Below are 23,742 nucleotides of genomic sequence, written 5' to 3' on the forward strand. Positions count from 1 at the left end.
GGCCCGACGACGACGGGCAGGGCGGCTCGGCGATCGGGCTGCGCCACCTGCTCTCCACCGAGCACCTGCGCCGCGACCAGGCGGAGGCACTCCTCGCGACCGCCGCGAACACGGAGCAGGCCCTCACCGGCCGCGCGGTCCGCAAGCTGCCGACCCTGCGCGGGCGCACGATCGTCACCCTCTTCTACGAGAACTCCACGCGCACCCGGGTGTCCTTCGAGGTCGCCGGGAAGTGGATGAGCGCGGACACGATCAACGTCAGCGCCTTCGGCTCCAGCGTCGGGAAGGGCGAGTCGCTGCGCGACACCGCCGCGACCCTGGCGGCCGCCGGCGCCGACGCCGTCGTGGTGCGCCACCCGGCGTCGGGGGCCCCGCACCGCATCGCGGGGTGGCTCGACCGCGTCGGGCACTCCCACACCGACGGGCACGTGGCCGTGGTGAACGCCGGCGACGGCACCCACGAGCACCCCACCCAGGCCCTCCTCGACGCGGCGACCCTGCGCCGGCGTCTCGGGGCGGACCTCGGGGGCAGGCGGGTCGCGATCGTCGGCGACGTGCTGCACAGCCGCGTCGCCCGCTCCAACGCCCACCTGCTGGCCACCCTCGGCGCCGAGGTCACTCTGGTCTCGCCCCCGACGCTGCTGCCGCAGGGGGTGGACGCCTGGCCGGTCACCGTGACCCACGACCTCGACGCCCACCTGGCCACCTCGCCCGACGCGGTGATGATGCTGCGCGTCCAGGCCGAGCGGATGCACGGCGCGTTCTTCCCGTCATCGCGGGAGTACGCGGTGCGCTTCGGGCTCTCCCAGCGCCGGGCCGACACGCTGCCGGACCACGCGGTCGTGCTGCACCCCGGGCCGGCGGTGCGCGGCATGGAGATCGCGAGCTCGGTGGCCGACTCCGACCGGGCGGCCATCGCCGAGCAGGTCACTGCGGGGGTGCACGTGCGGATGGCGGTCCTCTACCACCTGCTCGCCGGGGAGGACGTGGCATGACCACCCTGAGGATCGCGAACGTCCGCCCCTACGGCGAGGACGCCACCGACCTGTACGTCGAGGACGGCCGGCTCGTGGAGCACCTCGACGACCCCGACGAGACGCTCGACGGCGACGGGCTCGTCGCCCTCCCGGGCCTGGTCGACCTCCACACCCACCTGCGCGAACCGGGCGGCGAGGAGGCGGAGACGGTCGCCACCGGGTCCGCCGCGGCCGCGCTCGGCGGCTACACCGCGGTGTTCGCGATGCCGAACACGAACCCGACGCAGGACTCACCCGTCGTCGTCGAGCACGTGTGGCACCGCGGCCGCGAGGTCGGGCTGGTCGACGTGCACCCGGTCGGCGCGGTCACCGTCGGGCTCGGCGGGGAGCGCCTCGCCGAGATGGGGATGATGGCCGCCTCGCCCGCGGGCGTGCGGGTCTTCTCCGACGACGGCCGCTGCGTGAACGACCCGCTCGTCATGCGCCGCGCGCTGGAGTACGCCCGCTCGCTCGACGCGGTGGTGGCCCAGCACGCCGAGGACCACCGCCTCACCGTCGGCGCCCAGGCCCACGAGGGCCCGGTGGCGGCCCGGCTCGGCCTGGCCGGGTGGCCCGCGGCCGCGGAGGAGTCGATCGTCGCCCGGGACGCGATGCTCGCGGCGGCGGCCGGGGCGCGGCTGCACGTCTGCCACCTCTCGACGGCGGGCTCGGTGGCGGTGCTGCGCTGGGCGCGCGAGACCCTGGGCGCGCAGGTCTCCGCCGAGGTCACCCCGCACCACCTGCTGCTCACCGACACCGCCGCCGAGGACTACGACCCGGTGCACAAGGTCAACCCACCGCTGCGCCCGGAGGCCGACACGCTGGCGCTGCGCCGGGCGCTCGCCGAGGGCGACGTGGACTGCGTCGCCACCGACCACGCCCCGCACGCCGTCGAGGCGAAGGACTGCGAGTGGTCGAACGCACGTCCCGGGATGCTCGGTCTGCAGACCGCGCTGTCGGTCGTCGGGGCCACCATGGTGGAGGGCGGACTGCTGGACTGGCGCGGCGTCGCCCGGGTGTGCAGCGAGGCGCCGGCCCGGATCGCGGGGCTGCCGGACCACGGGCGGCCGATCGCGCCCGGGGAGCCGGCGAACCTCACGCTGGTCGACCCCGCGGCGCGGTGGACGGTGCGCGGCGCGGAGCTGGCCAGCATCGCGGACAACACCCCGTACGAGGGGATGGAGCTGCCGGTGTCGGTGGTCCACACCATGCTGCGGGGACGATGGACGGTCAGAGACGGGAAGGTCGGGCAGTGGTGAGCGATCAGGCGTTGCTGGTGCTGGAGGACGGCACCGTCCACCGCGGCGAGCCGTTCGGGGCGTGGGGCCGCACGCTCGGCGAGGCCGTGTTCACCACCGGGATGACCGGTTACCAGGAGACCCTCACCGACCCGAGCTACCGCCGCCAGATCGTCGTCTCCACGGCGCCGCACATCGGCAACACCGGCTGGAACGACGAGGACGACGAGTCCGCGCGCATCCAGGTCGCGGGCTACGTGGTGCGGGACCCGGCGAGGATGCCGTCCAACTGGCGCTCCCGCCGGGGCCTCGGCGAGGAGCTGGAGCGCCAGGGCGTCGTCGGGGTCTCCGGGGTCGACACCCGGGCGATCACCCGTCGGCTGCGCGAGACCGGCTCGATGCGCGCCGGGCTGTTCTCCGGCGACGCGCTGGGCACCACCGCCGAGATGCTCGACGCCGTGCGGGCCAGCCCGCCGATGGCGGGGGCCGACCTCGCGGGCGAGGTCACGACCACGACGCCGTACACGGTGGCCGCCGAGGGCGCCCGGCGGTTCTCGGTCGCCGCGCTGGACCTCGGGATCAAGGCGAACACGCCCCGGATGCTCGCCGCGCGCGGCATCGAGACCCGGGTGCTGCCCAGCACCGCGACGATCGACGAGCTGCTCGACGGGTCGCCCGACGGGGTGTTCCTCTCCAACGGGCCGGGCGATCCGGCCACCGCCGAGCACGCCGTCGCGCTCACCGCCGAGGTGCTGCGCCGCGGGGTGCCGCTGTTCGGCATCTGCTTCGGCAACCAGATCCTGGGCCGGGCCCTCGGGCTCGGGACGTTCAAGCTGCGCTACGGCCACCGCGGCCTCAACATCCCCGTCGTCGACCACACCACGGGGACCGTCGCGATCACGAGCCAGAACCACGGGTTCGCGGTCGCCGGCAGGCCCGGCGAGCACGTGGACTCCCCGCACGGGGATGTCCACCTCTCGCACGGCTGCCCCAACGACGGCGTCGTCGAGGGACTCACCTGCTCCGACGTGCCCGCCTTCTCCGTGCAGTACCACCCCGAGGCGGCGGCCGGACCGCACGACGCCGCCGACCTCTTCGACCGCTTCGCCAGCCTGATGGGAGGGCGCTGAGCGATGCCGCGCCGCGACGACATCCACCACGTCCTGGTCATCGGGTCGGGCCCGATCGTCATCGGGCAGGCCTGCGAGTTCGACTACTCCGGCACCCAGGCCTGCCGGGTGCTGCGCGAGGAGGGCCTGCGCGTCTCGCTGGTCAACTCCAACCCGGCCACGATCATGACCGACCCGGAGTACGCCGACGCCACCTACGTCGAGCCGATCACCGTCGAGTACGTCACCAAGGTCATCGAGGCCGAGCGCCCCGACGCGCTGCTGGCCACGCTGGGCGGCCAGACCGCCCTCAACACCGCGATCGCGCTCCACGACGCCGGCGTCCTCGAGCGCTACGGCGTGGAGCTCATCGGCGCCGACATCGACGCGATCCAGCGCGGCGAGGACCGGCTGAAGTTCAAGGAGATCGTGCGCTCGCTGGGCGGCGACGTGCCCCGCTCCGAGGTCTGCCACTCCATGGCCGAGGTGCGGGCCACGGTCGCGGAGGTCGGGCTGCCCGTGGTCATCCGGCCGAGCTTCACCATGGGCGGGCTGGGCTCCGGGCTGGCCTACACCGACGAGGAGCTGGAGCGGCTGGCCGGCACCGGGCTCGCCGCGAGCCCCGTGCACGAGGTGCTCATCGAGGAGTCGGTGCTCGGCTGGAAGGAGTACGAGCTCGAGCTGATGCGCGACGGCAAGGACAACGTCGTCGTGGTCTGCTCGATCGAGAACGTCGACCCGATGGGCGTGCACACCGGGGACTCGGTCACCGTCGCCCCCGCGATGACGCTGACCGACCGCGAGTACCAGGTCATGCGCGACACCGGCATCGCTGTGCTGCGCGAGGTCGGCGTCGAGACCGGCGGCTGCAACATCCAGTTCGCGGTGCACCCGGAGACCGGGCGCCTGGTCGTGATCGAGATGAACCCGCGGGTGTCCCGCTCGAGCGCCCTGGCCTCGAAGGCCACCGGCTTCCCGATCGCGAAGATCGCCGCCCGCCTCGCCGTCGGCTACACCCTCGACGAGATCCCCAACGACATCACCGGCGAGACCCCGGCGAGCTTCGAGCCGACGCTGGACTACGTCGTGGTCAAGGTCCCGCGGTTCGCGTTCGAGAAGTTCCCCCGGGCCGACCCGACACTGACGACGACGATGAAGTCGGTCGGCGAGGCGATGGCGCTGGGCCGGTCGTTCCCGGAGGCGCTGAACAAGGCGCTGCGCTCGACCGAGACCTCCGACGCGGGCTTCGGCACCCGCCCCGACCCCGACGGGATCACCGCCGAGGACGCGCTGCACCGCGCGTCGCTCCCGCGCGACGGCCGGCTCTACGCGGTGGAGCGGGCGCTGCGGCTCGGCAACAGCGTCGAGGCGGTCAGCCGGGCCTCGGGGATCGACCCGTGGTTCGTCGAGCAGATCCAGGGCCTGGTCGAGCTGCGCCGCGAGCTCGCCGACGCGCCGGTGCTCGACGCGCTCCTGCTGCGCCGGGCCAAGCGCGCGGGCCTCTCCGACGCCCAGGTCGCCGGGGCGCGCCCCGAGCTCGCGGGCGAGGCCGGGGTGCGGGCGCTGCGGCACCGCCTCGGCGTCCGCCCGGTCTACAAGACCGTCGACACCTGCGCCGCGGAGTTCGAGGCGCACACCCCGTACCACTACTCGGCCTACGAGTCGGACCCGTCGGCGGAGTCCGAGGTCACCCCGCAGACCGAGAAGCCCAAGGTGATCATCCTGGGCTCGGGGCCGAACCGGATCGGGCAGGGCATCGAGTTCGACTACTCCTGCGTGCACGCGGCCACGAGCCTGCGCGCCGCCGGGTTCGAGACCGTGATGCTCAACTGCAACCCCGAGACGGTCTCCACCGACTACGACACCGCCGACCGGCTCTACTTCGAGCCGCTCACCGAGGAGGACGTCCTCGAGGTCGTCCACGCCGAGCGCCTCTCCGGCGGCGGGGACTCCGTGCGCCACGCCGACGGCACCCGCACGCCCGGCCTGGCCGGCGTGGTCGTCCAGCTCGGCGGCCAGACCCCGCTCAAGCTCGCCGCGGCGCTCGAGGCCGCCGGCGTGCCCATCGTCGGCACCCCGCCCGCGGCGATCGACCTCGCCGAGGAGCGCGGCGCGTTCGGCCGCGTCCTCGACGACGCCGGGCTGCCCGCGCCGCCCTACGGCACCGCGACCAGCTTCGACGGCGCGCGCGCCATCGCCGCCGAGATCGGCTACCCAGTGCTGGTGCGGCCCTCCTACGTGCTCGGCGGGCGCGGCATGGAGATCGTCTACGACGACGAGACGCTCGCGGACTACATCGCGCGCGCCACCGAGGTCACCCCCGACCACCCGGTGCTCGTCGACCGCTTCCTCGACGACGCCATCGAGATCGACGTCGACGCCCTGTGCGACGCCACCGGCGAGGTCTACCTCGGCGGGATCATGGAGCACATCGAGGAGGCGGGCGTCCACTCCGGCGACTCGTCGTGCACCCTCCCGCCGATCACCCTCGGGCTCTCCGAGATCGAGACGGTGCGGGCCTCGACGGTGGCGCTCGCCCGGCGCCTCGGGGTGCTCGGCCTGATGAACGTGCAGTACGCGCTCAAGGACGACGTGCTCTACGTCCTCGAGGCCAACCCCCGCGCCAGCCGCACCGTGCCCTTCGTCGCGAAGGCCACCGGGGTGCCGCTGGCCTCGGCGGCCGCGCGGGTGATGCTCGGCGCCACGATCTCGGGGCTGCGCCGGGAGGGCATCCTGCCCGCGGCCGGCGACGGCGGGCACCTGCCGACCGAGCACCCGGTGGCGGTCAAGGAGGCCGTGCTGCCCTTCCACCGCTTCCGCCGCCCCGACGGGCGCGGGGTGGACTCGCTGCTCGGGCCGGAGATGAAGTCGACCGGCGAGGTGATGGGCATCGACGTCGCCTTCTCGACGGCGTTCGCCAAGGCCCAGGCGGCCGCGTCCGGGCCGCTCCCGACGTCGGGTCGGGTGTTCGTCTCGGTGGCCAACCGGGACAAGCGGTCGCTGATCTTCCCGGTGAAGCGGCTCGCCGACCTCGGGTTCGAGATCCTCGCGACGGCGGGCACCGCGAGCGTGCTGGAGCGCAACGGCATCCCGGCCACGGTGGTCCGCAAGCACTTCGAGGGGCCCGACAACATCGTCGACGCCATCCAGGCCGGCGGGGTCGACCTCATCATCAACACCCCGGTCGGGCACGCGGGCCCGCGCGTCGACGGCTACGAGATCCGGGCCGCGGCCCTCAACGTCGGCGTCCCGTGCGTGACGACGGTGCAGGGCGCGGCCGCGGCCGTGCAGGCCATCGAGGCGGTCATCGGCGGCGAGGTCGCGGTCACCCCGCTGCAGGTGCTGCACGAGCGGCTGGCCAAGGCTCGGTCCGAGACGGCGGGCGCCGAGCCGGCAGGCGCCGAGCCGGCAGGCGCGGAGCCGGCAGGCGCGGAGCCGGCGGGGGCGGTCCCGGCGTGACGACGGGTCCGCGGGCCCGTACCCCGTTCCGGGCCCGCCTCACGGCGGCCGTCGCCGACCAGGGGCCGCTGTGCGTCGGCATCGACCCCCATCCCGGGCTGTTGGCGCGGTGGGGCCACGAGGACGACGCCGCCGGGGTGGAGCGTTTCGGGCGCGAGGCCGTGGCCGCCCTGGCCGGGCACGTCGCGGTGGTCAAGCCGCAGGTGGCGCTCTTCGAGGTCCACGGCAGCGGCGGGATCCGGGCCCTCGAACGGGTGCTCGCCGACGCCCGGGACGCCGGTCTGCTCACGATCGCCGACGCCAAGCGCGGCGACATCGGCTCGACGATGACGGCCTACGCGTCGGCGTGGCTCGCGGACACCTCGCCGCTGGCCGCGGACGCGGTCACCCTCTCGCCCTACCTGGGGGTCGGCTCGCTCACGCCCGCGATCGACCTCGCCGCCGCGACGGGTCGCGGGGTGTTCGTCCTGGCGCGCACCTCGAACCCCGAGGCGCCGGCGGTGCAGTCCGCGCAGGCGTGGACGCTCGACCCGTCGGCGTCCCCCGGCGACGGCGCGGGGTACCGGGGGATGCGCGAGGTCGCCCAGAGCGTCGTCGACTCCTGCGCGGCCGTGAACGTCCGCCACCCGGGTGTCGCGGGCGTCGTCGTCGGGGCGACGGCCGGGACCACCGGGCGGGCCCACGGGCTGGACCTCTCCCGGCTCGACGGGCCGGTGCTGGTCCCGGGCCTCGGGGCCCAGGGCGCGACGCCGGCCGACCTCGCCGAGGCCTTCGCGGCGGGCAGCGGGCCCGTGGTCCCGTCCAGCTCCCGCGAGGTCCTCGCCGCGGGCCCCGACCCGGAAGCGCTGCACGACGCCTGCGCCGCGCTGAACGGCTCGCTGCGGGATCTGCACCTTCCGGCCGGACCGGTCGGCGCATGACACCCGACGCGGGGCGCACCGGCCCCCGGCGCGCCGGGCGTCCGGCCCGTCGACGTACGCCGTCCGCGTCACCCTTGCGGTGGCCGTCGTCGTCCCAGCGCACGGGGACCACTACGCGGGGCGACGACGTTCACACGCCGGACACCCGCGGACTGTGTCCCGGCCGCGCAGACGGTACGTTCGCCTGCGACGAGTTCCGCCCGACCCGGTCGAGGTCGTGACCGTCCCGACGGGCCCGTCACCGACCCGACACCACCGACCCGCTTGAACCGGAGGAGACCGTGGCACTTCCCGAGCTGACCGAGGAGCAGCGGGCGGCCGCGCTGGAGAAGGCAGCCGCCGCCCGTCGCGCCCGGGCCGAGCTCAAGGAGCGGCTCAAGCGCGGGGGCACCACGCTGGGTGACGTCCTCGACCAGGCCGACTCCGACGAGGTGCTCGGCAAGATGAAGGTCTCGGCGCTGCTCGAGGCACTGCCCGGCGTCGGCAAGGTCCGCGCCCAGCAGATCATGGAGCGCCTGGAGATCGCGCCCAGCCGCCGGCTGCGCGGCCTGGGGGAGCGCCAGCGCAAGGCCCTGCTCGCGGAGTTCGACGGCGAGTGAGCCGGTGAGCCCGCAGTCCTCCCGCCGCGGTCGGCTCCTCGTCCTCGCGGGGCCGTCGGGGGTCGGCAAGAGCACCGTCGTGGCCGAGCTGCGCCGGATGGACGCCCCGCTGTGGTTCAGTGTGTCGGCGACCACCCGCGCGGCCCGGCCGGGGGAGGTCGACGGGCGCGAGTACCACTTCGTCTCCGACGAGGAGTTCGACCGCATGGTCGCGGCCGGGGACATGCTGGAGTGGGCCTCGATCCACCGCGGTCTGCACCGCTCGGGCACCCCGGCCGCGCCCGTGGAGGAGCATCTCGCCGCGGGCGAGCCGGTTCTGCTCGAGCTCGACCTCGCCGGCGCCCGGGAGGTGCACCAGCGCCGCCCCGACGCGCTGCTGGTGTTCCTGGAGCCGCCGTCGTGGGAGGAGCTGGTCTCGCGCCTGACCCGGCGCGGCACCGAGCCGGCGGAGGTCGTCGAGCGTCGGCTGGCCACGGCCCGCGTCGAGCTGGCGGCCCGGCGGGAGTTCGACGTCGCGCTGGTGAACCACGACGTCCGGGAGACCGCACGGCGATTGGTAGACTTGGCACATCCCTCTGACGCCCCTGCCTGCGGTTCTGCGGTCGACGACCCAGCGCACGCGGGGGCCGTCGGACCCCGAGCCGCAGGAGCAAGTGAGTGAGCATCCCCACCAGCCGTGTCAGCGGTGGCTTCCACGACGTGCCCGAGGGCATCACCAACCCGCCGATCGACGAGCTGCTGGAGACCGTCAGCTCGAAGTACGCGCTGGTGATCTACGCCGCCAAGCGGGCGCGCCAGATCAACGACTACTACGCCCAGCTCGGTGAGGGTCTGCTCGAGTACGTCGGCCCGCTGGTCGAGCCCGGCCCGCGCGAGAAGCCGCTCTCGATCGCCATGCGCGAGATCCACGGGCGGATGCTCGAGCACACCGAGGGCGAATAGGCCCCGTGTCCGACGGCGGCGCTCCCGCGGCCCCGAAGGAGATCGTCCTCGGGGTCTCCGGCGGCATCGCCGCCTACAAGGCCTGTGAGCTGCTCCGGCGGCTGCGCGAGGCCGGCAACCACGTGCAGGTGGTGGCCACCCCGAACGCACTGCAGTTCATCGGGGCGGCCACCTTCGAGGCGCTCTCCGGCCGCGAGGTGCTCTCCGGGGTCTTCGAGCACGTCCCCGACGTCACCCACGTCGCGCTCGGCCGCCGCGCCGACCTCGTCGTGTGCGCCCCGGCGACCGCCGACCTCCTCGCCCGGCTCGCGGCCGGCCGCGCCGACGACCTGCTGACCTCGACGCTGCTGACGGCCCGATGTCCCGTGCTCGCCGTTCCCGCGATGCACACCGAGATGTGGGACCACCCGGCGACGCGCGACAACGTCGCCACGCTGCGCCGCCGCGGCACCCTCGTCCTCGAGCCCGCCTCAGGACGCCTCACCGGCGCCGACTCCGGGCCTGGCCGCCTCCTCGAGCCCGTCGAGATCGCCGAGTTCGCCCGGCTGCTGCTCGAGGACTCCGCCGCGCTGCCCCGGGACCTCGAGGGCCGCCACGTCGTCGTCTCCGCCGGCGGGACCGCCGAGCCGCTCGACCCCGTCCGCACCCTCGGCAACCGGTCCTCGGGCCGGCAGGGCTTCGCGCTCGCCCGCGTCGCCGTCCAGCGCGGCGCGCAGGTCACCCTCGTCGCCGGCACGACGGCCGACCTGGAGCCACCGGCCGCCGTCGACGTCGTGCACGTGCGGACCACCGAGGAGATGCGCCGTGCCGTGGTCGACGCCGCCAAGGGCGCCGACGCGGTGGTGATGGCGGCCGCCGTCGCCGACTTCCGGCCGGCGAACGTGGCCGGGTTCAAGATCAAGAAGGGCGACGGCGAGCCGGACGCGATCCCTCTCACACGCAACCCCGACATCCTCGCCGAGCTCGTGGCCGAGCAGGTGCCCGGGCGCCTCGTCGTGGGCTTCGCCGCGGAGACCGGCGACGAGACGCACGACGTGCTCTCGTTCGGCCGCGAGAAGCTCGCGCGCAAGGGGTGCGACATGCTCGTCGTGAACGCCGTCGGTGCAGGCGGGGGCGGTGGTCACTCCGCCTTCGAGGGTGCGGACAACGAGGGCTGGCTGCTCGGCTCCGACGGGTCCTCGGTGGCGCTGCCGAGGGGGTCGAAGGCCGCGCTCGCGGCCCGCGTCTGGGACGCGATCGCCCCCCGCCTCTCCTGAGCGCTGCGTGCCCGCCCGACCACGGACCGTGACGAAACCTGCTTGAAACGTCATTCCCACACGTCGTCGCCGAGCACAACCGAACTGTGACGGGCTGCGCAGAAGGCCCGGTCAGGGCCCTGCCAGGGGCCGGGGGAGCCGTTAGGGTTGTCGGGTCCCATTGTCGAGGCAGGGAGAGATTGTGCCCGCTAGGCGTTTGTTCACCTCCGAGTCCGTCACCGAGGGCCACCCGGACAAGATCTGTGACGCCATCTCCGACGGGATTCTGGACGCCTTGCTGGCGCAGGACCCGAAGAGCCGCGTCGCCGTCGAGTCGATGGTGACCACCGGCCAGGTGCACGTGGCCGGCGAGGTGACCACCAACGCGTGGGTCAACTACGTCGACGTCGTCCGCAAGACCATCCTCGACATCGGCTACGACTCGTCGGCCAAGGGCTTCGACGGCGAGAGCTGCGGCGTCTCGATCTCGATCGGCGCGCAGTCCAAGGACATCGCCCAGGGCGTCGACACCGCCCACGAGGCGCGCGTCGAGGGCTCCGAGGACGAGATCGCGAAGCAGGGCGCGGGCGACCAGGGCCTGATGTTCGGCTACGCCGACGCCGACACCCCCGAGCTCATGCCGCTGCCGATCGGGCTCGCGCACCGGCTGGCGCGCAAGCTCACCGCGGTCCGCCGCGACGGCACGCTGCCCTACCTGCGCCCGGACGGGAAGACACAGGTCACGATCGCGTACGAGGACGACAAGCCGGTCGCCGTCGACACCGTGGTCCTGTCCACCCAGCACGCGGCGGACATCGACCTGGACAACATGCTGGCCCCCGACATCCGGTCGAAGGTCATCGAGCCGACGCTCGAGGGCATCGACCTCGACTCGTCGAACACCCGCGTCCTGGTCAACCCGACCGGCCGCTTCGTCACCGGTGGCCCCATGGGCGACGCCGGCCTGACCGGCCGCAAGATCATCGTCGACACCTACGGCGGCTACGCCCGCCACGGCGGCGGCGCGTTCTCCGGCAAGGACCCGTCGAAGGTCGACCGTTCGGCCGCGTACGCCGGCCGCTGGGTGGCGAAGAACGTCGTCGCCGCCGGCCTCGCGAAGCGCGCCGAGGTCCAGCTCGCCTACGCGATCGGCAAGGCCGAGCCCGTGGGCGTCTTCCTGGAGACGTTCGGCACCGCCAACGTCGACCCGGCCAAGATCGAGAAGGCCATGCGCGAGGTGTTCGACCTGCGCCCCGGCGCGATCGTGCGCGACCTCGAGCTGCTGCGCCCGATCTACCAGCCGACCGCGGCGTACGGCCACTTCGGCCGTGACGACCTCGACCTGCCCTGGGAGCGCACCGACCGCGCGGACCAGCTCAAGTCGATCGTGAGCTGACCGAACCCCGTTCTCGGCCTCGGCCCGGTCGCCCCTCGTGGGGTGGCCGGGCCGTCGTCGTGCCAGCGGGCCCCTCGGCCATGTCAGCGGAGCGGCGTTGCTTGCATCCAGTGACAGTTTCGCCCCGTCGTCGATCTTCCGTGCCGGACCGGGCCCGGGCCGACGGTGCCCTCTGGTAGACCGGCGCGCATGAGCGGATCCCGGGCGGGCGGCGAGGACGTCCTCGCGCTCCCCGGCATGCCCTCGGCCGAACCGCCGCCGGCCCGGCCCGGCCCGAAGCAGCCCAAGCACAACGAGCGGCTGCCCGCGCCGAGCCGATCGGTCGCGAAGGTGGCCGTCGACGTGTCCCTGCCCCACCTGGACCGGCCCTTCGACTACCGCGTGCCCGTCCAGCTCGACGAGACCGCCGTCGTCGGGGCGCGGGTGCGGGTGCGCTTCGCCGGGCGCACCGTCGACGGCTTCGTGCTCGACCGCACCGACACCTCCGACCACGACGGCAGGCTCGGCTGGCTGGACAAGGTCGTCTCCCCGGAGCCGGTGCTCTCCCCGGAGCTCGCCACGCTGTGCCGCACGGTGGCCGACCGCTACTCCGGCACGTTGGCCGACGTGCTCCGGCTGGCGGTCCCGCCGCGGCACGCCCGCGTCGAGCAGGAGACAACGCCGGAGCGTCCCGACGAGGCGGGTCCCGACGACGAGGCCCGGGACGACCCGGGCTGGTCGGCCTACCCCCGCGGGCAGGCCTTCCTCGACGCCCTGGCCCGCCGCCAGGGCGCCCACGCCGTCTGGCAGGCCCTGCCCGGCGAGGACTGGGCCCGCCGGCTCGCCGAGGCCGCCCGGGCCGCGCTCTCCGCCGGGCACGGCGCGGTGATCGTCGTCCCGGACCGGCGCGACCTCGACCGCCTGCACGCCGCGTGCGTCGAGGTCGTCGGCGAGCACCAGGTGGCCGCCCTCGCCGCCGACCTCGGTCCCGCCGAGCGCTACCGGCGCTGGCTGGCCGTCGCGCGGGGACACCGGCGCCTGGCCGTCGGGACCCGGGCCGCGGCCTTCGCCCCGGTGCACGACCCGGGGCTGCTCGCGATCTGGGACGATGGCGACGACAGCCACGCCGAGCCCCGCGCGCCCTACCCGCACGCCCGCGATGTGCTGCTCGACCGTGCCCACGCCGCCGGCGCGGCACTCCTCGTCGCCGGCACCACCCGCACGGCCGAGGCCGAGGTGCTCGTCCGGACCCGGTGGGCCCACCCGGTGGTCGCCGAGCGCGCCACCGTCCGGGCCCGCGCCCCGCGGGTCACCGCCATCGGCGAGGACGACCACCAGCTCCTGCGCGACCCCACCGCCCGCGCCGCCCGCGTGCCGGGCGTCGCCTTCGAGGCGGCCCGACAGGCGCTGGCCGCCCACCGGCCCGTCCTCGTCCAGGTTCCGCGCCGCGGCTACCTCCCCGCCGTCGCGTGCGCCCGTTGCCGCGAACCGGCCCGCTGCCGGCACTGCCACGGCCCGCTGGGCATCCCGGCCGGCACCCGGGACACCCCGAGCCCACCCACCTGCCGCTGGTGCGGCCGTCCCGACACCGCCTACCGCTGCCCGGCGTGCGCCTCCCCGCGGCTGCGGGCCACCGTGGTGGGCAGCGGTAGGACGTCGGAGGAGCTCGGGCGCGCCTTCCCACAGACCGTCGTGCGCTCCTCGGGAGGCGGGTCGCCGATCCTGGACACCGTCCCGGACGGGCCGGCCCTCGTCGTCGCCACCCCCGGCGCGGAGCCGGTCGCCGACGGCGGGTACGGCGCCGCGCTGCTCCTCGACGGCGCGGCGCTGCTCGCCCGCCCGGAGCTGCGCGCCGCGGAGGAGACGGTGCGCCGGTGGTTCGCGGCGGCCTCGCTGGTGCGCCCGGCCCCCGACGGCGGGCGGGTCGTGGTCGTCGCGGAGTCGAGCGTCGCGGCGGTGCAGGCCCTGGTGCGCTGGGACCCCGCCGCCCACGCCGGCGCCGAGCTCGACGCGCGCACCGAGCTGGGCCTGCCGCCCGCGGTGCGCATGGCCGCCCTCGACGGCGACCCGGACGCGCTGCGCGGCCTGCTCGACGTGCTGCGCCTGCCCGACACCGGCGAGGGCGAGCCCGAGGCCGAGGTCCTCGGGCCCGTCGAGCTGCCGCCCGGCACCCGGCTGCCCGGGGGCGACGAGCGAACCGAGCGCGCCGAGCGCTGCCTGGTCCGGGTGCCCCGCCGTGCCGGTCGGGCGCTCGCGGCCGCGCTCGCGGCCGCCGTCGCCACCCGCTCGGCCCGCAAGGAGACCGACCCGGTGCGGGTGCTGCTGGACCCGCAGGACCCGCTGTAGCGCCTCACCCGATCCGTACCCCGTGGTCGAGCTCCCCTCTGCTGCGTCTCCGTAGACTGGACCATCGTGACCGTCCAGCCCGTCCGCTACTTCGGGGATCCCGTCCTGCGCGAGCGCGCCACCGAGGTGACGACGTTCGACAAGGAGCTGCGCACCCTCGTCGACGACCTGTCCGAGACGATGCTCGAGCAGGGCGGCGCCGGGCTCGCGGCCCCGCAGATCGGCGTCGGGCTGCGGGTGTTCGTCTTCCGCGCCGAGGGCGTCGACGGGCACATGGTCAACCCGGAGTGGACCGTGCTCGACGACACCGAGCAGGTCGGGCCCGAGGGCTGCCTGTCGATCCCCGGGTTCCGGTGGGACTGCCGCCGCTACGACCACGTCGTCGCCCGCGGGTGGGATCTGCACGGCGAGCCGCAGGAGATCGAGGGCACCGCCATGCTGGCCCGCGCGATCCAGCACGAGACCGACCACCTCGACGGCGTGCTCTTCCTCGACAAGCTCGACCCCGCCACCCGCAAGGAGGCGATGGCGGCCATCCGCCAGGCCGAGTGGTTCGACCCGGCCGCGCCGCCGCGGGTCAAGGTCAGCCCGCACGCCCCCACGCACGGCCCGGTGAATCCGCTCTTCGGGGGAGTCCGCTAGTCATGCGGCTGGTCTTCGCCGGGACCCCGGAGCCCGCGGTCGTGTCGCTGCGGCGGCTGCTCGAGGCGGACGCCCACGAGGTGGTCGCGGTCGTGACCCGCCCCGACGCGCCCGCCGGACGCCGTCGCACGTTGCAGCGCTCGCCGGTCGGCGCGCTGGCCGACGAGGCCGGGATCGAGGTGCTGACCCCGGCGAAGGCGTCCGACCCCGAGTTCCTCGACCGGTTGCGCGCGATCGGGCCGGACTGCTGCCCCGTCGTCGCCTACGGCAACCTGCTGCGCCCGGCGGCTCTCGAGATCCCGGTGCACGGCTGGGTGAACCTGCACTTCTCGCTGCTGCCCGCGTGGCGCGGTGCGGCGCCGGTGCAGGCCGCGATCCGCGCCGGCGACGAGATCACCGGGGCCACGACGTTCCGGCTCGAGGCGGGCATGGACACCGGTCCGGTGTTCGGCACCGTCACCGAGAAGATCGCCGACGACGACACCGCGGGCTCGCTGCTCGCGCGCCTCGCGTCCTCGGGCGCGGGCCTGCTCGCGGCCACCCTCGACGGGATCGCCGACGGCTCGCTGGACGCGGTGCCGCAGCCCGCCGAGGGCGTCTCGATCGCCCCGAAGGTCACCGTGGATGACGCCCGGATCCGGTGGACCGACCCACCGCTCGCGATCGACCGGCTCGTCCGCTCGGTGACCCCGGCGCCGGGGGCGTGGACCGAGTTCCGGGACCAGCGGGTCAAGATCGGACCCGTGACGACCACCGGCTTCGACGACCTCCCGCCCGGCGAGCTGCGCGTCGAGAAGCGTCGGGTCCTGGTCGGGACCGCGGGCGCCCCGGTCGCGCTGGGTACCGTCCAGCCCGCCGGCAAGCCGGCCATGCCCGCCGTCGACTGGACCCGCGGGGCACAGCCGGGGTCGGGGGAGCGGTTCACGTGACCGGGGCGAGCGAAGCGACGGGGGACGCATGAGCGACAGCTCCGTCCCGCCCGGCGGGCACCGGTCCGGACGCGGCCCGCGCCGCCGCCCCGGACGCCCGCACCGCACCGGACCACCCCGGGGCCGCTCCGGCCCGGACCGCCCGCCGCAGGGCGACCCGGCCCGCGAGGCCGCCCTCGACACGCTGCGCGCGGTCCGCGAGGACGCCGCGTACGCCAACCTCACCCTGCCGCGGCTGCTGCGCGAGCGGCGCATCTCCGGCCGCGACGCCGCGCTGGCCACGGACCTCGCCTACGGGGCCTGTCGGGCGCAGGGCCTGCTCGACGCCGTCCTCGGCGCCTGCGTCGACCGGCCCCTCGACCGGCTCGACGGCGTCGTTCTCGACGCCCTGCGCCTGGGCGCCCAGCAGCTGCTGCGCACCCGCATCCCCGCCCACGCCGCCGTCGGGGCCACCGTGGAGCTCGTCCGGTCGCGCGCCGGCTCGAAGCCCACCGGCTTCGTCAACGCCGTCCTGCGCCGGGTGGGGGAGCGGGACGAGGAGGCCTGGGTCGGCGAGCTCGCCCCCGCCGCCGCCGAGGATCCGATCGGTCACCTCGCCTTCGTCCATGCCCACCCCCGCTGGATCGCGGAGGTCTTCGCCGAGGCGCTGGGCGGCGACGCCGAGCTCGACGCGGCCCTGGCCGCCGACGACGCCCGCCCGGCGGTCCACCTCGCCGCCCGCCCGGGGGAGATCACGGCCGAGGAGCTCGCCGCGATCACCGGGGGCGACGAGGCGCCGTACTCGCCCTACGGGGTGCACCTCACCGAGGGCGGCGACCCCGGGGACCTCGAGCCGGTCCGCGAGGGGCTGACCGTGGTGCAGGACGAGGGCAGCCAGCTCGTCGCGCTCGCCGCCGCGCGGGCCGAGCTGCGCGGCCCCGACGGACCCGGCCGCGACGAGCTCTGGCTCGACCTGTGCGCCGGGCCCGGCGGGAAGGCCGTGATGCTGGGCGCGCTCGCCGCCATCGAGGGCGCGACCCTGGACGCCGTCGACCGTGCCCCGCACCGCGCCGCCCTGGTCGAGAAGGCCACCGCCGGCCTGCCGGTCCGGGTGCACACCGGTGACGCCCGCGAGATCGCGCTGCCCGAGGCCGCCTACGACCGGGTGCTCGTCGACGCGCCCTGCACCGGGCTCGGCGCCCTGCGACGCCGGCCCGAGGCCCGGTGGCGGCGCCGACCCGAGGACGTCGCCGAGCTCACCGACCTCCAGCGCAGCCTGCTGCTGAACGCCCTCGAGCGGGTCCGGCCGGGCGGCGTCGTCACCTACGCGACCTGCTCGCCGCACCCCGCCGAGACCGTCGAGGTGGTCCGCGCCGTCGCCGAGAAGACCGGCGCCGAACTGCTGGACACCGCCGCGCTCCTGCCCGGCGTGCCCGACGCCGCCGTCCCGGACGGTCCCGGCATCCAGCTCTGGCCGCACCGCCACGGCACCGACGCCATGTACTGCGCCACCCTGCGCCGTTCCCCCTGACGGCCTGTGCGTGCCCTATCGGCGTGCTGAATGGTCGGTCGTGCCCTCGCACGGAAACGCACGCACGATGGCCGTAGGCCAGAATGGCGGTGTGCCCGCCCCGCTGATCGCGCCCAGCATCCTGTCCGCGGACTTCGCGCACCTCGCCGACGAGGCCGCCGCCGTCGAGGGCGCCGACTGGCTGCACGTCGACGTCATGGACGCCCACTTCGTGCCGAACCTGACGATCGGGCTCCCCGTCGTCGAGAGCCTGCTGGCCGCCACCGACATCCCCCTCGACTGCCACCTCATGATCGACGACCCGGACCGCTGGGCCCCGCCCTACGCCGAGGCCGGGGCCCACAACGTCACTGTCCACGCCGAGGCCGCGCACCACCCGCGCCGCATCGCGAAGGACCTGCGGGCGGCCGGCGCGACGGCGGGGCTGTCGGTCAAGCCGAACACCCCGCTCGAGGACTGGCTGGAGGTCCTGCGGGACTACGACACGCTGCTCGTCATGAGCGTCGAGCCCGGGTTCGGCGGGCAGAGCTTCATGCCCGAGGTGCTCGACAAGGTGCGCACGGCGCGCCGGCTCGTCGACACCGGCCACCTCACGGTGCTCGTGGAGATCGACGGCGGCATCGGGACCGACACCGTCGAGCAGGCCGCCGAGGCCGGGGTGGACTGCTTCGTCGCGGGCAGCGCGGTCTACGGCGCCGACGACCCCGGGCGGGCGGTCGAGGCACTGCGGGGGCAGGCTGCCCACGCGTCCCCGCACCGGTCGAGCGCTACCCGCGGGTAACGTCGAGGGCGGTCCGAGCAGCAGTGGCCCGTCTCACCGCACGCGCCACCCCGGGCGGAGGCACGGCCGGGACGGTCCGAGGATGATGCAGGCATCGCCCGTCGTTGTGCGAGCAGAGGATCGAGTCAGGAGCGCCGTGTTCACCGGGATCGTGGAAGAGGTCGGCGACATCGTCGACGTCACCCCGTTGGAGGACTCCGCACGCCTGCGCATCCGGGGCCCGCTGGTCACCTCCGACGCCTCCCCGGGCGACTCGATCGCCGTCAACGGCGTCTGCCTCACCGTGGTCGACCCCGCGGACGGCACCTTCGGCGTCGACGTCATGGGCGAGACGCTGCGGCGCTCCAGCCTCGCCGGGGCGGCCCCCGGGACGACGGTGAACCTCGAGCGCGCCCTCGCCGCCAACGCCCGGCTGGGCGGGCACATCGTGCAGGGCCACGTCGACGGGATCGCGACGATCACCGGGCTGGAGCCCTCGGAGCACTGGACCGCGGTGCGGTTCACGACGCCGCGGGAGGCCGACGGCGGCGTCGGGCTGGCGCGCTACATCGTCGAGAAGGGCTCGATCGCGGTCGACGGGATCAGCCTCACCGTCACCGGGGTCGACGACGACGGGTTCTCCGTCGGGCTGATCCCGACGACGCTCGCCGAGACCACGCTGGGATCACGGGAGGTCGGGGCGACGGTGAACCTCGAGGTGGACGTCCTGGCGAAGTACGTCGAACGGCTCATCAGGGTGGGCGCGGCGACGGCAGGAGCGGAGTGATGATGCACGTGGACGGCTTCGAGCACATCGAGCGCGCCATCGCCGACGTCGCGGCGGGCAAGGCCGTCGTCGTGGTCGACGACGAGGACCGCGAGAACGAGGGTGACCTGATCTTCGCCGCCGAGAAGGCGACGCCGGAGCTGGTCTCCTTCATGGTCCGCTACACGTCGGGCTACGTCTGCGTGCCGCTGACCGGCGAGGCGTGCGACCGCCTCGACCTGCCGCCGGCCCACTCGATCAACCAGGACCGGCACGGCACCGCCTACACCGTCTCGGTCGACGCCCGCGAGGGCATCGGCACCGGCATCTCCGGCACCGATCGGGCCCGGACCATCCAAGTGCTGGCCGACCCGGGGTCCGCCGCCACCGACCTCTCGCGCCCGGGGCACGTCGTGCCGCTGCGGGCCCGCGACGGCGGCGTGCTGCGCCGGCCGGGGCACACCGAGGCCGCGGTCGACCTGGCGCGCCTCGCCGGCCTCGCGCCCGCCGGCGCGATCTGCGAGATCGTCTCGCAGAAGGACGACGGCGACATGGCCCGCTACGACGAGCTCGCCGTCTTCGCCGACGAGCACGACCTCGCGATCATCACGATCAAGGACCTCATCGCCTACCGGCGCCGCTCGGAGAAGCAGGTCGCCCAGGTCGCCCACGCCCAGATCCCCACCGACCACGGCGTGTTCACCGCCTACGGCTACGACTCGCTGCTCGACGGCATCGAGCACGTCGCGCTGGTCTACGGGGAGCTCGGTGACGGCGAGGACGTGCTGGTCCGCGTGCACTCCGAGTGCCTCACCGGCGACGTGCTCCGCTCCCGACGCTGCGACTGCGGGCCCCAGCTCGACGCCGCCATGGCCGCCGTGGCCGAGGAGGGCCGCGGCGTCGTGCTGTACGTGCGCGGGCACGAGGGCCGGGGGATCGGGCTGATCCACAAGCTGCAGGCCTACCAGCTGCAGGACGCCGGCGCGGACACCGTCGACGCCAACCTCGCGCTCGGCATGCCGGCCGACGCCCGCGACTACGGCACCGGCGCCCAGATCCTCGCCGACCTCGGCATCCGCTCGATGCGCCTGCTCACCAACAACCCGGAGAAGCGCGCCGGGCTCGAGGGCTACGGCCTGGAGATCCTCGGCCGGGTGCCGCTGCCGGCCCGCGCCACCCCGGAGAACCTGCGCTACCTGCGCACCAAGCGCGACCGCATGGGCCACGACCTCGAGGGCCTCGACGCCTTCGAGGACGGGCTGGTCAACAGCGAGGGGACGAGGTCGGGCGCATGAGCACCCAGGGACGGCCCGAGATCGAGGTGCCCGACGCCACCGGTCTGCGCCTCGGCATCGCCGCGACCCGCTGGAACGCCGACATCGTCGACACCCTGCTCGAGCGCGCCCGGTTCGCCGCCGAGCGCGCCGGGGTCGTCGGGCCGACGGTCGTCCGCGTCGCCGGGGCGATGGAGCTGCCCGTGGTGTGCCAGGGCCTGGCCGCCGGGCACGACGCGGTGGTCGGGCTCGGCGTCGTCATCCGGGGCGACACCCCGCACTTCGACTACGTCTGCGACGCGGTGACCGCCGGGCTGCTGCGCGTCGGCCTCGACGAGCGGACCCCGGTCGGCAACGGCGTGCTCACCGTCGAGACCGTCGAGCAGGCCTGGGAGCGCGCCGGCACCCCGGAGTCGAGCGAGGACAAGGGCTTCGAGGCCGTCGTCGCGGCGCTGGACTCGGCACTCACCCTCGACGTGCTCCGCGAGGGCACCCGCCGCACCCCGGTCGGATTCGCGCGATGAGCGTGGGCCCCGGCGGAGAGGCGCTGCGGCCCGTCGTCGTCCCGCCCGAGGCGCTCGACCTGGGTCCCGTCGAGCTCGAGATCCGGCCCCGCCGCATCCCGTGGGTCGCGTGGATCGTCGCGGTGCTGGTGTTCGCGTTCTTCGCCACCGGCGCGATGCTGGTCTACGTCAGGTCGGCGGGGTTCAACTTCCGCCCGGCCGATCAGGTCGCGATGGTCGTGCTGGGGCTCCTGCTGGCGGGTGCGACGCTGCTGTTGACCCGGCCGCGGCTGCGCGCCGGGCGCGGCGGCGTCGAGGTGCGCGCCACCATCCTGACCCGCCGGGTCGCGTGGGACGACGTCCTGGCCGTCAGCTTCCCCGACGGCGCCCAGTTCGCCCGCCTCGAGCTGCCCGACGACGAGTACCTCGTGGTCGCCGCGATCCAGGCCGTCGACAGGGAACATGCTGCGCACGCGATCCGATCGCTCCGGGCCCTGCACGCGCGCTACGGGACGCCGCTCGGGTGAGCGACGGGCTCTACGGCGCGCTGTTCCGTCACGTCGCCGTCCGGGTGCCCGCGGAGCGGACCCACCGGATCGGGCTGCGGGCCCTGCAGGCGGCGACCCCCGTCCTGCCGCACCGCACCCCCGACCCCTCGTTGGCGGTCACCGCGATGGGCCTCGAGTTCGCCTCGCCGCTCGGGGTCGCGGCCGGCTACGACAAGGACGCCGAGGGGGTCCGCGGGCTCGCCCGCCTGGGGTTCGGCGCCGTCGAGATCGGCACCGTCACCGCCCGTCCCCAGCCCGGGAACCCGCGCCCGCGCCTCTTCCGGTTGCCGGCCGACCGGGCCCTCGTCAACCGCATGGGCTTCAACAACGCCGGGGCGGACGCAGTCGCGGCACGGTTGGCGGCCCTGCGGGCAGGCGGGCCGCTGGGCACCGTGCTCGGCGTCAACATCGGCAAGTCCAAGGCCGCCACCGGGCCCGACGAGACCCTCGCCGACTACCGCCACTCCGCCCGTCGTCTCGGGCCGCACGCGGACTACGTCGTCGTCAACGTCTCCTCCCCGAACACCCCGGGGCTGCGCGACCTGCAGGGCGTCGACGCCCTGGAGCCGCTGCTCGCCGCGGTCCGCGAGGAGATCGGCCCGACGCCGCTGCTGGTCAAGATCACCGCGGACCTCGACGACGACGGGGTGGACGCCATCGCCGACCTCGCCGTCGCGTCGGGGCTCGACGGGATCGTCGCGACCAACACGACGGTCGCGCGGTCCGGCCTCACGACCCCGGCCGACGTCGTCGAGGCCGCCGGGGGCGGTGGGCTGTCCGGGGCGCCGTTGGTGGAGCCGGCCCGCGCGGTGCTCGCGCGGCTGTCGGCGCGGGTCGCCCGGCGGCTCTGCCTGGTGTCGGTCGGGGGCATCGCCGACGCCGCGGAGGCCCGGCGCCGCCTCGAGGCGGGCGCGACGCTCGTGCAGGCCTACACCGGCTTCGTCTACGGCGGGCCGGCGTGGCCGGGGCGGGTCAACGCGGAGCTCGCCGCCGGTTGAGTCTCTGGCGCTCGTGCGCGTCGCGCACACGGTCGGGCGAGGTGGTGTTCACCGGCGATCTCGGGGTGCGTCCCGCACACGGTCAGTCGAGGCTGTCCGACGAGGTTCGGCATCGCGTCCCGCACACGGTGAGCCGAGCCGACGCCCGGCGCGAATCCACCTGCGGCTTCACGGACCCGCCCGGGTTCCGGCCAACCGTGTGCGTCGCGCACTCGTGAAGGGCTAGAGAGCTCGACACGGGTCGACCGTGTGCGTCGCGCACCCCCGGTGGCGTCGAGGACTCGACCCCGACCGACCGTGTGCGTCGCGCTCGCGGCAGGCCCGGCAGCATGGGCGATGTGACCGCCCCGCAGATCGCCCCGGCCCGCCGTCCGCAGGTCGTGCTGTTCGACCTGTTCGAGACCTGCCTGGCGCTGGAGGGGCTGCGGCCCCGCTTCACCGCGCTCGGGCGGCCGGGCACCGACCTGGAGCTCTTCTTCGCCCGCCTGCTGCACCAGGGGATGGCGATGACCCTCGCCGGCGAGGCGCCGCCGTTCCGGACCGTCGCCACGGACATGCTCCGGCGCACCAGCGGGCCCGACCTCACCGACGCCCAGGTCGACTCCGTCCTCGACGGGTTCCGCGAGCTGCCCGTGCACGACGACGTACGGGCAGCGTTCACCCTGCTGCGCGAGGCCGGGATCCCGGCGTACGGGTTCACCCACGGCTCGGCCGCGACGGCCTCCGCGGCGCTGGAGCGCGGCGCCGTGCGCGACCTGCTCGAGGACGTCTTCTCGAGCGAGGAGATCGCGTCGTTCAAGCCGCCGCGGCGGGTGTACGACTTCGCGGTGCAACGGACCGGCGGCGCAGCGGCCCGGACGGCGCTCGTGGCGGTGCACTCCTGGGACGTGCACGGGGCGCTCGCGGCCGGGCTGCTCGGCGGGTTCTGCGAGCGGCTCGAGGGACGGGTGCCCGACGCCGTCCTCCGCCCGCACGTCGTCGCCCCCGCGCTCGACGACGTCGTCGCGGGCCTGCTGGCCCTGCCGGAGTAGCGTCGTGGTGCGGCCGGGTGCCGGATCCGCGCTCCCCGTCCGTCGAGGACGATCGGCCCGGTCCAGCACGTCCGACCACGGAGGTCCTCCCCGTGACCCGTGAAGCCCCGACCGCTCCCGACGCGCCGGCCGCCGGCCTGACCCGTCGTCGTGCCCTCTGCGGTCTCGCCGTCGCGCTCGCCGCCCCGGGCGTGCTCGCCGCCTGCTCGTCGGCCGGCGACGGCGGAGCGCCCGCCACGCCCGCCCCGCCCCCGGGCGGTACGCCGGTGTCGTCGATCCCGGTGGGCAGCGGCACCGTCGTGCAGGGGCCGAACGGCCCGGTCCTGCTCGTGCAGCCCACGGCCGGCACGGTCGAGGCCTACAGCGCCGTCTGCCCGCACCAGCAGGTCACCGTCGACCCGCCCGTCGACGGCACCATCACCTGCCCGGGACACGGCAGCCAGTTCGCCGCGGCCACCGGCGCCCTCGAGAAGGGCCCGGCGGAGTCCGGGCTCACGCCGGTGTCCACGCGGATCGTCGACGGCGCCGTGCAGCTCGCCTGA

At 75.1% G+C, this 23,742-nt stretch carries 22 protein-coding genes; all 22 read left to right on the plus strand.

Features of this window, described 5'->3' with window-relative positions; translation table 11 throughout:
• The first annotated feature begins 38 nt into the window (after window positions 1-38).
• The 22 genes from VGH76_RS23555 (at window position 39) to VGH76_RS23660 (ending at window position 23,742) form a co-directional block, all read left to right on the plus strand.
• Complete coding sequence (locus VGH76_RS23555; protein ID WP_331559227.1) at window positions 39-995, plus strand: aspartate carbamoyltransferase catalytic subunit; 957 nt, start codon at window positions 39-41, stop codon at window positions 993-995.
• Window positions 992-2,275, plus strand: coding sequence for a dihydroorotase (locus VGH76_RS23560; RefSeq protein ID WP_331559173.1), 1,284 nt, complete (start codon window positions 992-994; stop codon window positions 2,273-2,275). The genes VGH76_RS23555 and VGH76_RS23560 overlap by 4 nt, the downstream gene beginning before the upstream one ends.
• Entirely contained in the window at window positions 2,272-3,384 is a 1,113-nt protein-coding gene (gene carA / locus VGH76_RS23565) for a glutamine-hydrolyzing carbamoyl-phosphate synthase small subunit (RefSeq protein ID WP_331559174.1), read from the plus strand. The genes VGH76_RS23560 and carA overlap by 4 nt, the downstream gene beginning before the upstream one ends.
• A gap of 3 nt (window positions 3,385-3,387) precedes the next feature.
• Window positions 3,388-6,822, plus strand: coding sequence for a carbamoyl-phosphate synthase large subunit (gene carB / locus VGH76_RS23570; RefSeq protein ID WP_331559175.1), 3,435 nt, complete (start codon window positions 3,388-3,390; stop codon window positions 6,820-6,822).
• Window positions 6,819-7,742, plus strand: a complete 924-nt coding sequence (gene pyrF, locus VGH76_RS23575) for an orotidine-5'-phosphate decarboxylase (RefSeq protein WP_331559176.1) — start codon at window positions 6,819-6,821, stop codon at window positions 7,740-7,742. Before carB ends, pyrF begins: the two co-directional genes overlap by 4 nt.
• Window positions 7,743-8,023: 281 nt before the next feature.
• Window positions 8,024-8,341, plus strand: coding sequence for an integration host factor, actinobacterial type (mihF, locus tag VGH76_RS23580; protein WP_169183015.1), 318 nt, complete (start codon window positions 8,024-8,026; stop codon window positions 8,339-8,341).
• A 4-nt stretch (window positions 8,342-8,345) separates the two neighbouring features.
• Window positions 8,346-9,002, plus strand: a complete 657-nt coding sequence (gene gmk / locus VGH76_RS23585) for a guanylate kinase (protein ID WP_331559177.1) — start codon at window positions 8,346-8,348, stop codon at window positions 9,000-9,002.
• Window positions 8,999-9,283, plus strand: coding sequence for a DNA-directed RNA polymerase subunit omega (gene rpoZ / locus VGH76_RS23590; RefSeq protein WP_331559178.1), 285 nt, complete (start codon window positions 8,999-9,001; stop codon window positions 9,281-9,283). Before gmk ends, rpoZ begins: the two co-directional genes overlap by 4 nt.
• Window positions 9,284-9,288: 5 nt before the next feature.
• The gene (gene coaBC, locus VGH76_RS23595) at window positions 9,289-10,539 is read left to right on the plus strand and encodes a bifunctional phosphopantothenoylcysteine decarboxylase/phosphopantothenate--cysteine ligase CoaBC (protein WP_331559179.1); all 1,251 of its coding nucleotides are present in this window, start codon (window positions 9,289-9,291) and stop codon (window positions 10,537-10,539) included.
• Window positions 10,540-10,717: 178 nt separating this feature from the next.
• Complete coding sequence (gene metK / locus VGH76_RS23600) at window positions 10,718-11,914, plus strand: methionine adenosyltransferase (protein ID WP_331559228.1); 1,197 nt, start codon at window positions 10,718-10,720, stop codon at window positions 11,912-11,914.
• A gap of 189 nt (window positions 11,915-12,103) precedes the next feature.
• Window positions 12,104-14,239, plus strand: coding sequence for a primosomal protein N' (locus tag VGH76_RS23605; protein ID WP_331559180.1), 2,136 nt, complete (start codon window positions 12,104-12,106; stop codon window positions 14,237-14,239).
• Between the two features lie 66 nt (window positions 14,240-14,305).
• A complete protein-coding gene (def, locus tag VGH76_RS23610) occupies window positions 14,306-14,881 on the plus strand; it encodes a peptide deformylase (protein ID WP_331559181.1) in 576 nt (191 codons plus the stop codon).
• A 2-nt stretch (window positions 14,882-14,883) separates the two neighbouring features.
• Window positions 14,884-15,810, plus strand: a complete 927-nt coding sequence (fmt, locus tag VGH76_RS23615) for a methionyl-tRNA formyltransferase (protein ID WP_331559182.1) — start codon at window positions 14,884-14,886, stop codon at window positions 15,808-15,810.
• A gap of 28 nt (window positions 15,811-15,838) precedes the next feature.
• Entirely contained in the window at window positions 15,839-17,320 is a 1,482-nt protein-coding gene (locus VGH76_RS23620; protein ID WP_331559183.1) for an RsmB/NOP family class I SAM-dependent RNA methyltransferase, read from the plus strand.
• 103 nt (window positions 17,321-17,423) lie between these two features.
• Window positions 17,424-18,101, plus strand: coding sequence for a ribulose-phosphate 3-epimerase (gene rpe / locus VGH76_RS23625; protein ID WP_414637796.1), 678 nt, complete (start codon window positions 17,424-17,426; stop codon window positions 18,099-18,101).
• 136 nt (window positions 18,102-18,237) lie between these two features.
• On the plus strand, window positions 18,238-18,867 hold the full coding sequence (locus VGH76_RS23630; RefSeq protein WP_331559185.1) for a riboflavin synthase: 630 nt from the start codon (window positions 18,238-18,240) through the stop codon (window positions 18,865-18,867).
• The gene (locus VGH76_RS23635) at window positions 18,867-20,141 is read left to right on the plus strand and encodes a bifunctional 3,4-dihydroxy-2-butanone-4-phosphate synthase/GTP cyclohydrolase II (protein WP_331559186.1); all 1,275 of its coding nucleotides are present in this window, start codon (window positions 18,867-18,869) and stop codon (window positions 20,139-20,141) included. Before VGH76_RS23630 ends, VGH76_RS23635 begins: the two co-directional genes overlap by 1 nt.
• Window positions 20,138-20,644, plus strand: a complete 507-nt coding sequence (gene ribH, locus VGH76_RS23640; RefSeq protein ID WP_331559187.1) for a 6,7-dimethyl-8-ribityllumazine synthase — start codon at window positions 20,138-20,140, stop codon at window positions 20,642-20,644. The genes VGH76_RS23635 and ribH overlap by 4 nt, the downstream gene beginning before the upstream one ends.
• On the plus strand, window positions 20,641-21,150 hold the full coding sequence (locus VGH76_RS23645; RefSeq protein WP_331559188.1) for a PH domain-containing protein: 510 nt from the start codon (window positions 20,641-20,643) through the stop codon (window positions 21,148-21,150). The genes ribH and VGH76_RS23645 overlap by 4 nt, the downstream gene beginning before the upstream one ends.
• The gene (locus VGH76_RS23650) at window positions 21,147-22,169 is read left to right on the plus strand and encodes a quinone-dependent dihydroorotate dehydrogenase (protein WP_331559189.1); all 1,023 of its coding nucleotides are present in this window, start codon (window positions 21,147-21,149) and stop codon (window positions 22,167-22,169) included. Before VGH76_RS23645 ends, VGH76_RS23650 begins: the two co-directional genes overlap by 4 nt.
• Window positions 22,170-22,498: 329 nt before the next feature.
• Entirely contained in the window at window positions 22,499-23,200 is a 702-nt protein-coding gene (locus VGH76_RS23655; protein ID WP_331559190.1) for an HAD family hydrolase, read from the plus strand.
• 92 nt (window positions 23,201-23,292) lie between these two features.
• Complete coding sequence (locus VGH76_RS23660) at window positions 23,293-23,742, plus strand: Rieske (2Fe-2S) protein (RefSeq protein WP_331559192.1); 450 nt, start codon at window positions 23,293-23,295, stop codon at window positions 23,740-23,742.

This window comes from Actinomycetospora sp. (assembly GCF_036497585.1).
Classification (GTDB): Bacteria; Actinomycetota; Actinomycetes; order Mycobacteriales; family Pseudonocardiaceae; genus Actinomycetospora.

Excerpts from the sequence above, each read along its gene's own strand:
- ribH (WP_331559187.1), top strand. The coding sequence starts at position 20,138 with ATGAGCACCCAGGGACGGCCCGAGATCGAGGTGCCCGACGCCACCGGT.
- VGH76_RS23645 (WP_331559188.1), top strand. The coding sequence starts at position 20,641 with ATGAGCGTGGGCCCCGGCGGAGAGGCGCTGCGGCCCGTCGTCGTCCCG.
- VGH76_RS23655 (WP_331559190.1), top strand. The coding sequence starts at position 22,499 with ATGGGCGATGTGACCGCCCCGCAGATCGCCCCGGCCCGCCGTCCGCAG.
- VGH76_RS23605 (WP_331559180.1), top strand. The coding sequence starts at position 12,104 with ATGAGCGGATCCCGGGCGGGCGGCGAGGACGTCCTCGCGCTCCCCGGC.
- fmt (WP_331559182.1), top strand. The coding sequence starts at position 14,884 with ATGCGGCTGGTCTTCGCCGGGACCCCGGAGCCCGCGGTCGTGTCGCTG.
- VGH76_RS23635 (WP_331559186.1), top strand. The coding sequence starts at position 18,867 with ATGATGCACGTGGACGGCTTCGAGCACATCGAGCGCGCCATCGCCGAC.
- VGH76_RS23560 (WP_331559173.1), top strand. The coding sequence starts at position 992 with ATGACCACCCTGAGGATCGCGAACGTCCGCCCCTACGGCGAGGACGCC.
- VGH76_RS23620 (WP_331559183.1), top strand. The coding sequence starts at position 15,839 with ATGAGCGACAGCTCCGTCCCGCCCGGCGGGCACCGGTCCGGACGCGGC.
- carB (WP_331559175.1), top strand. The coding sequence starts at position 3,388 with ATGCCGCGCCGCGACGACATCCACCACGTCCTGGTCATCGGGTCGGGC.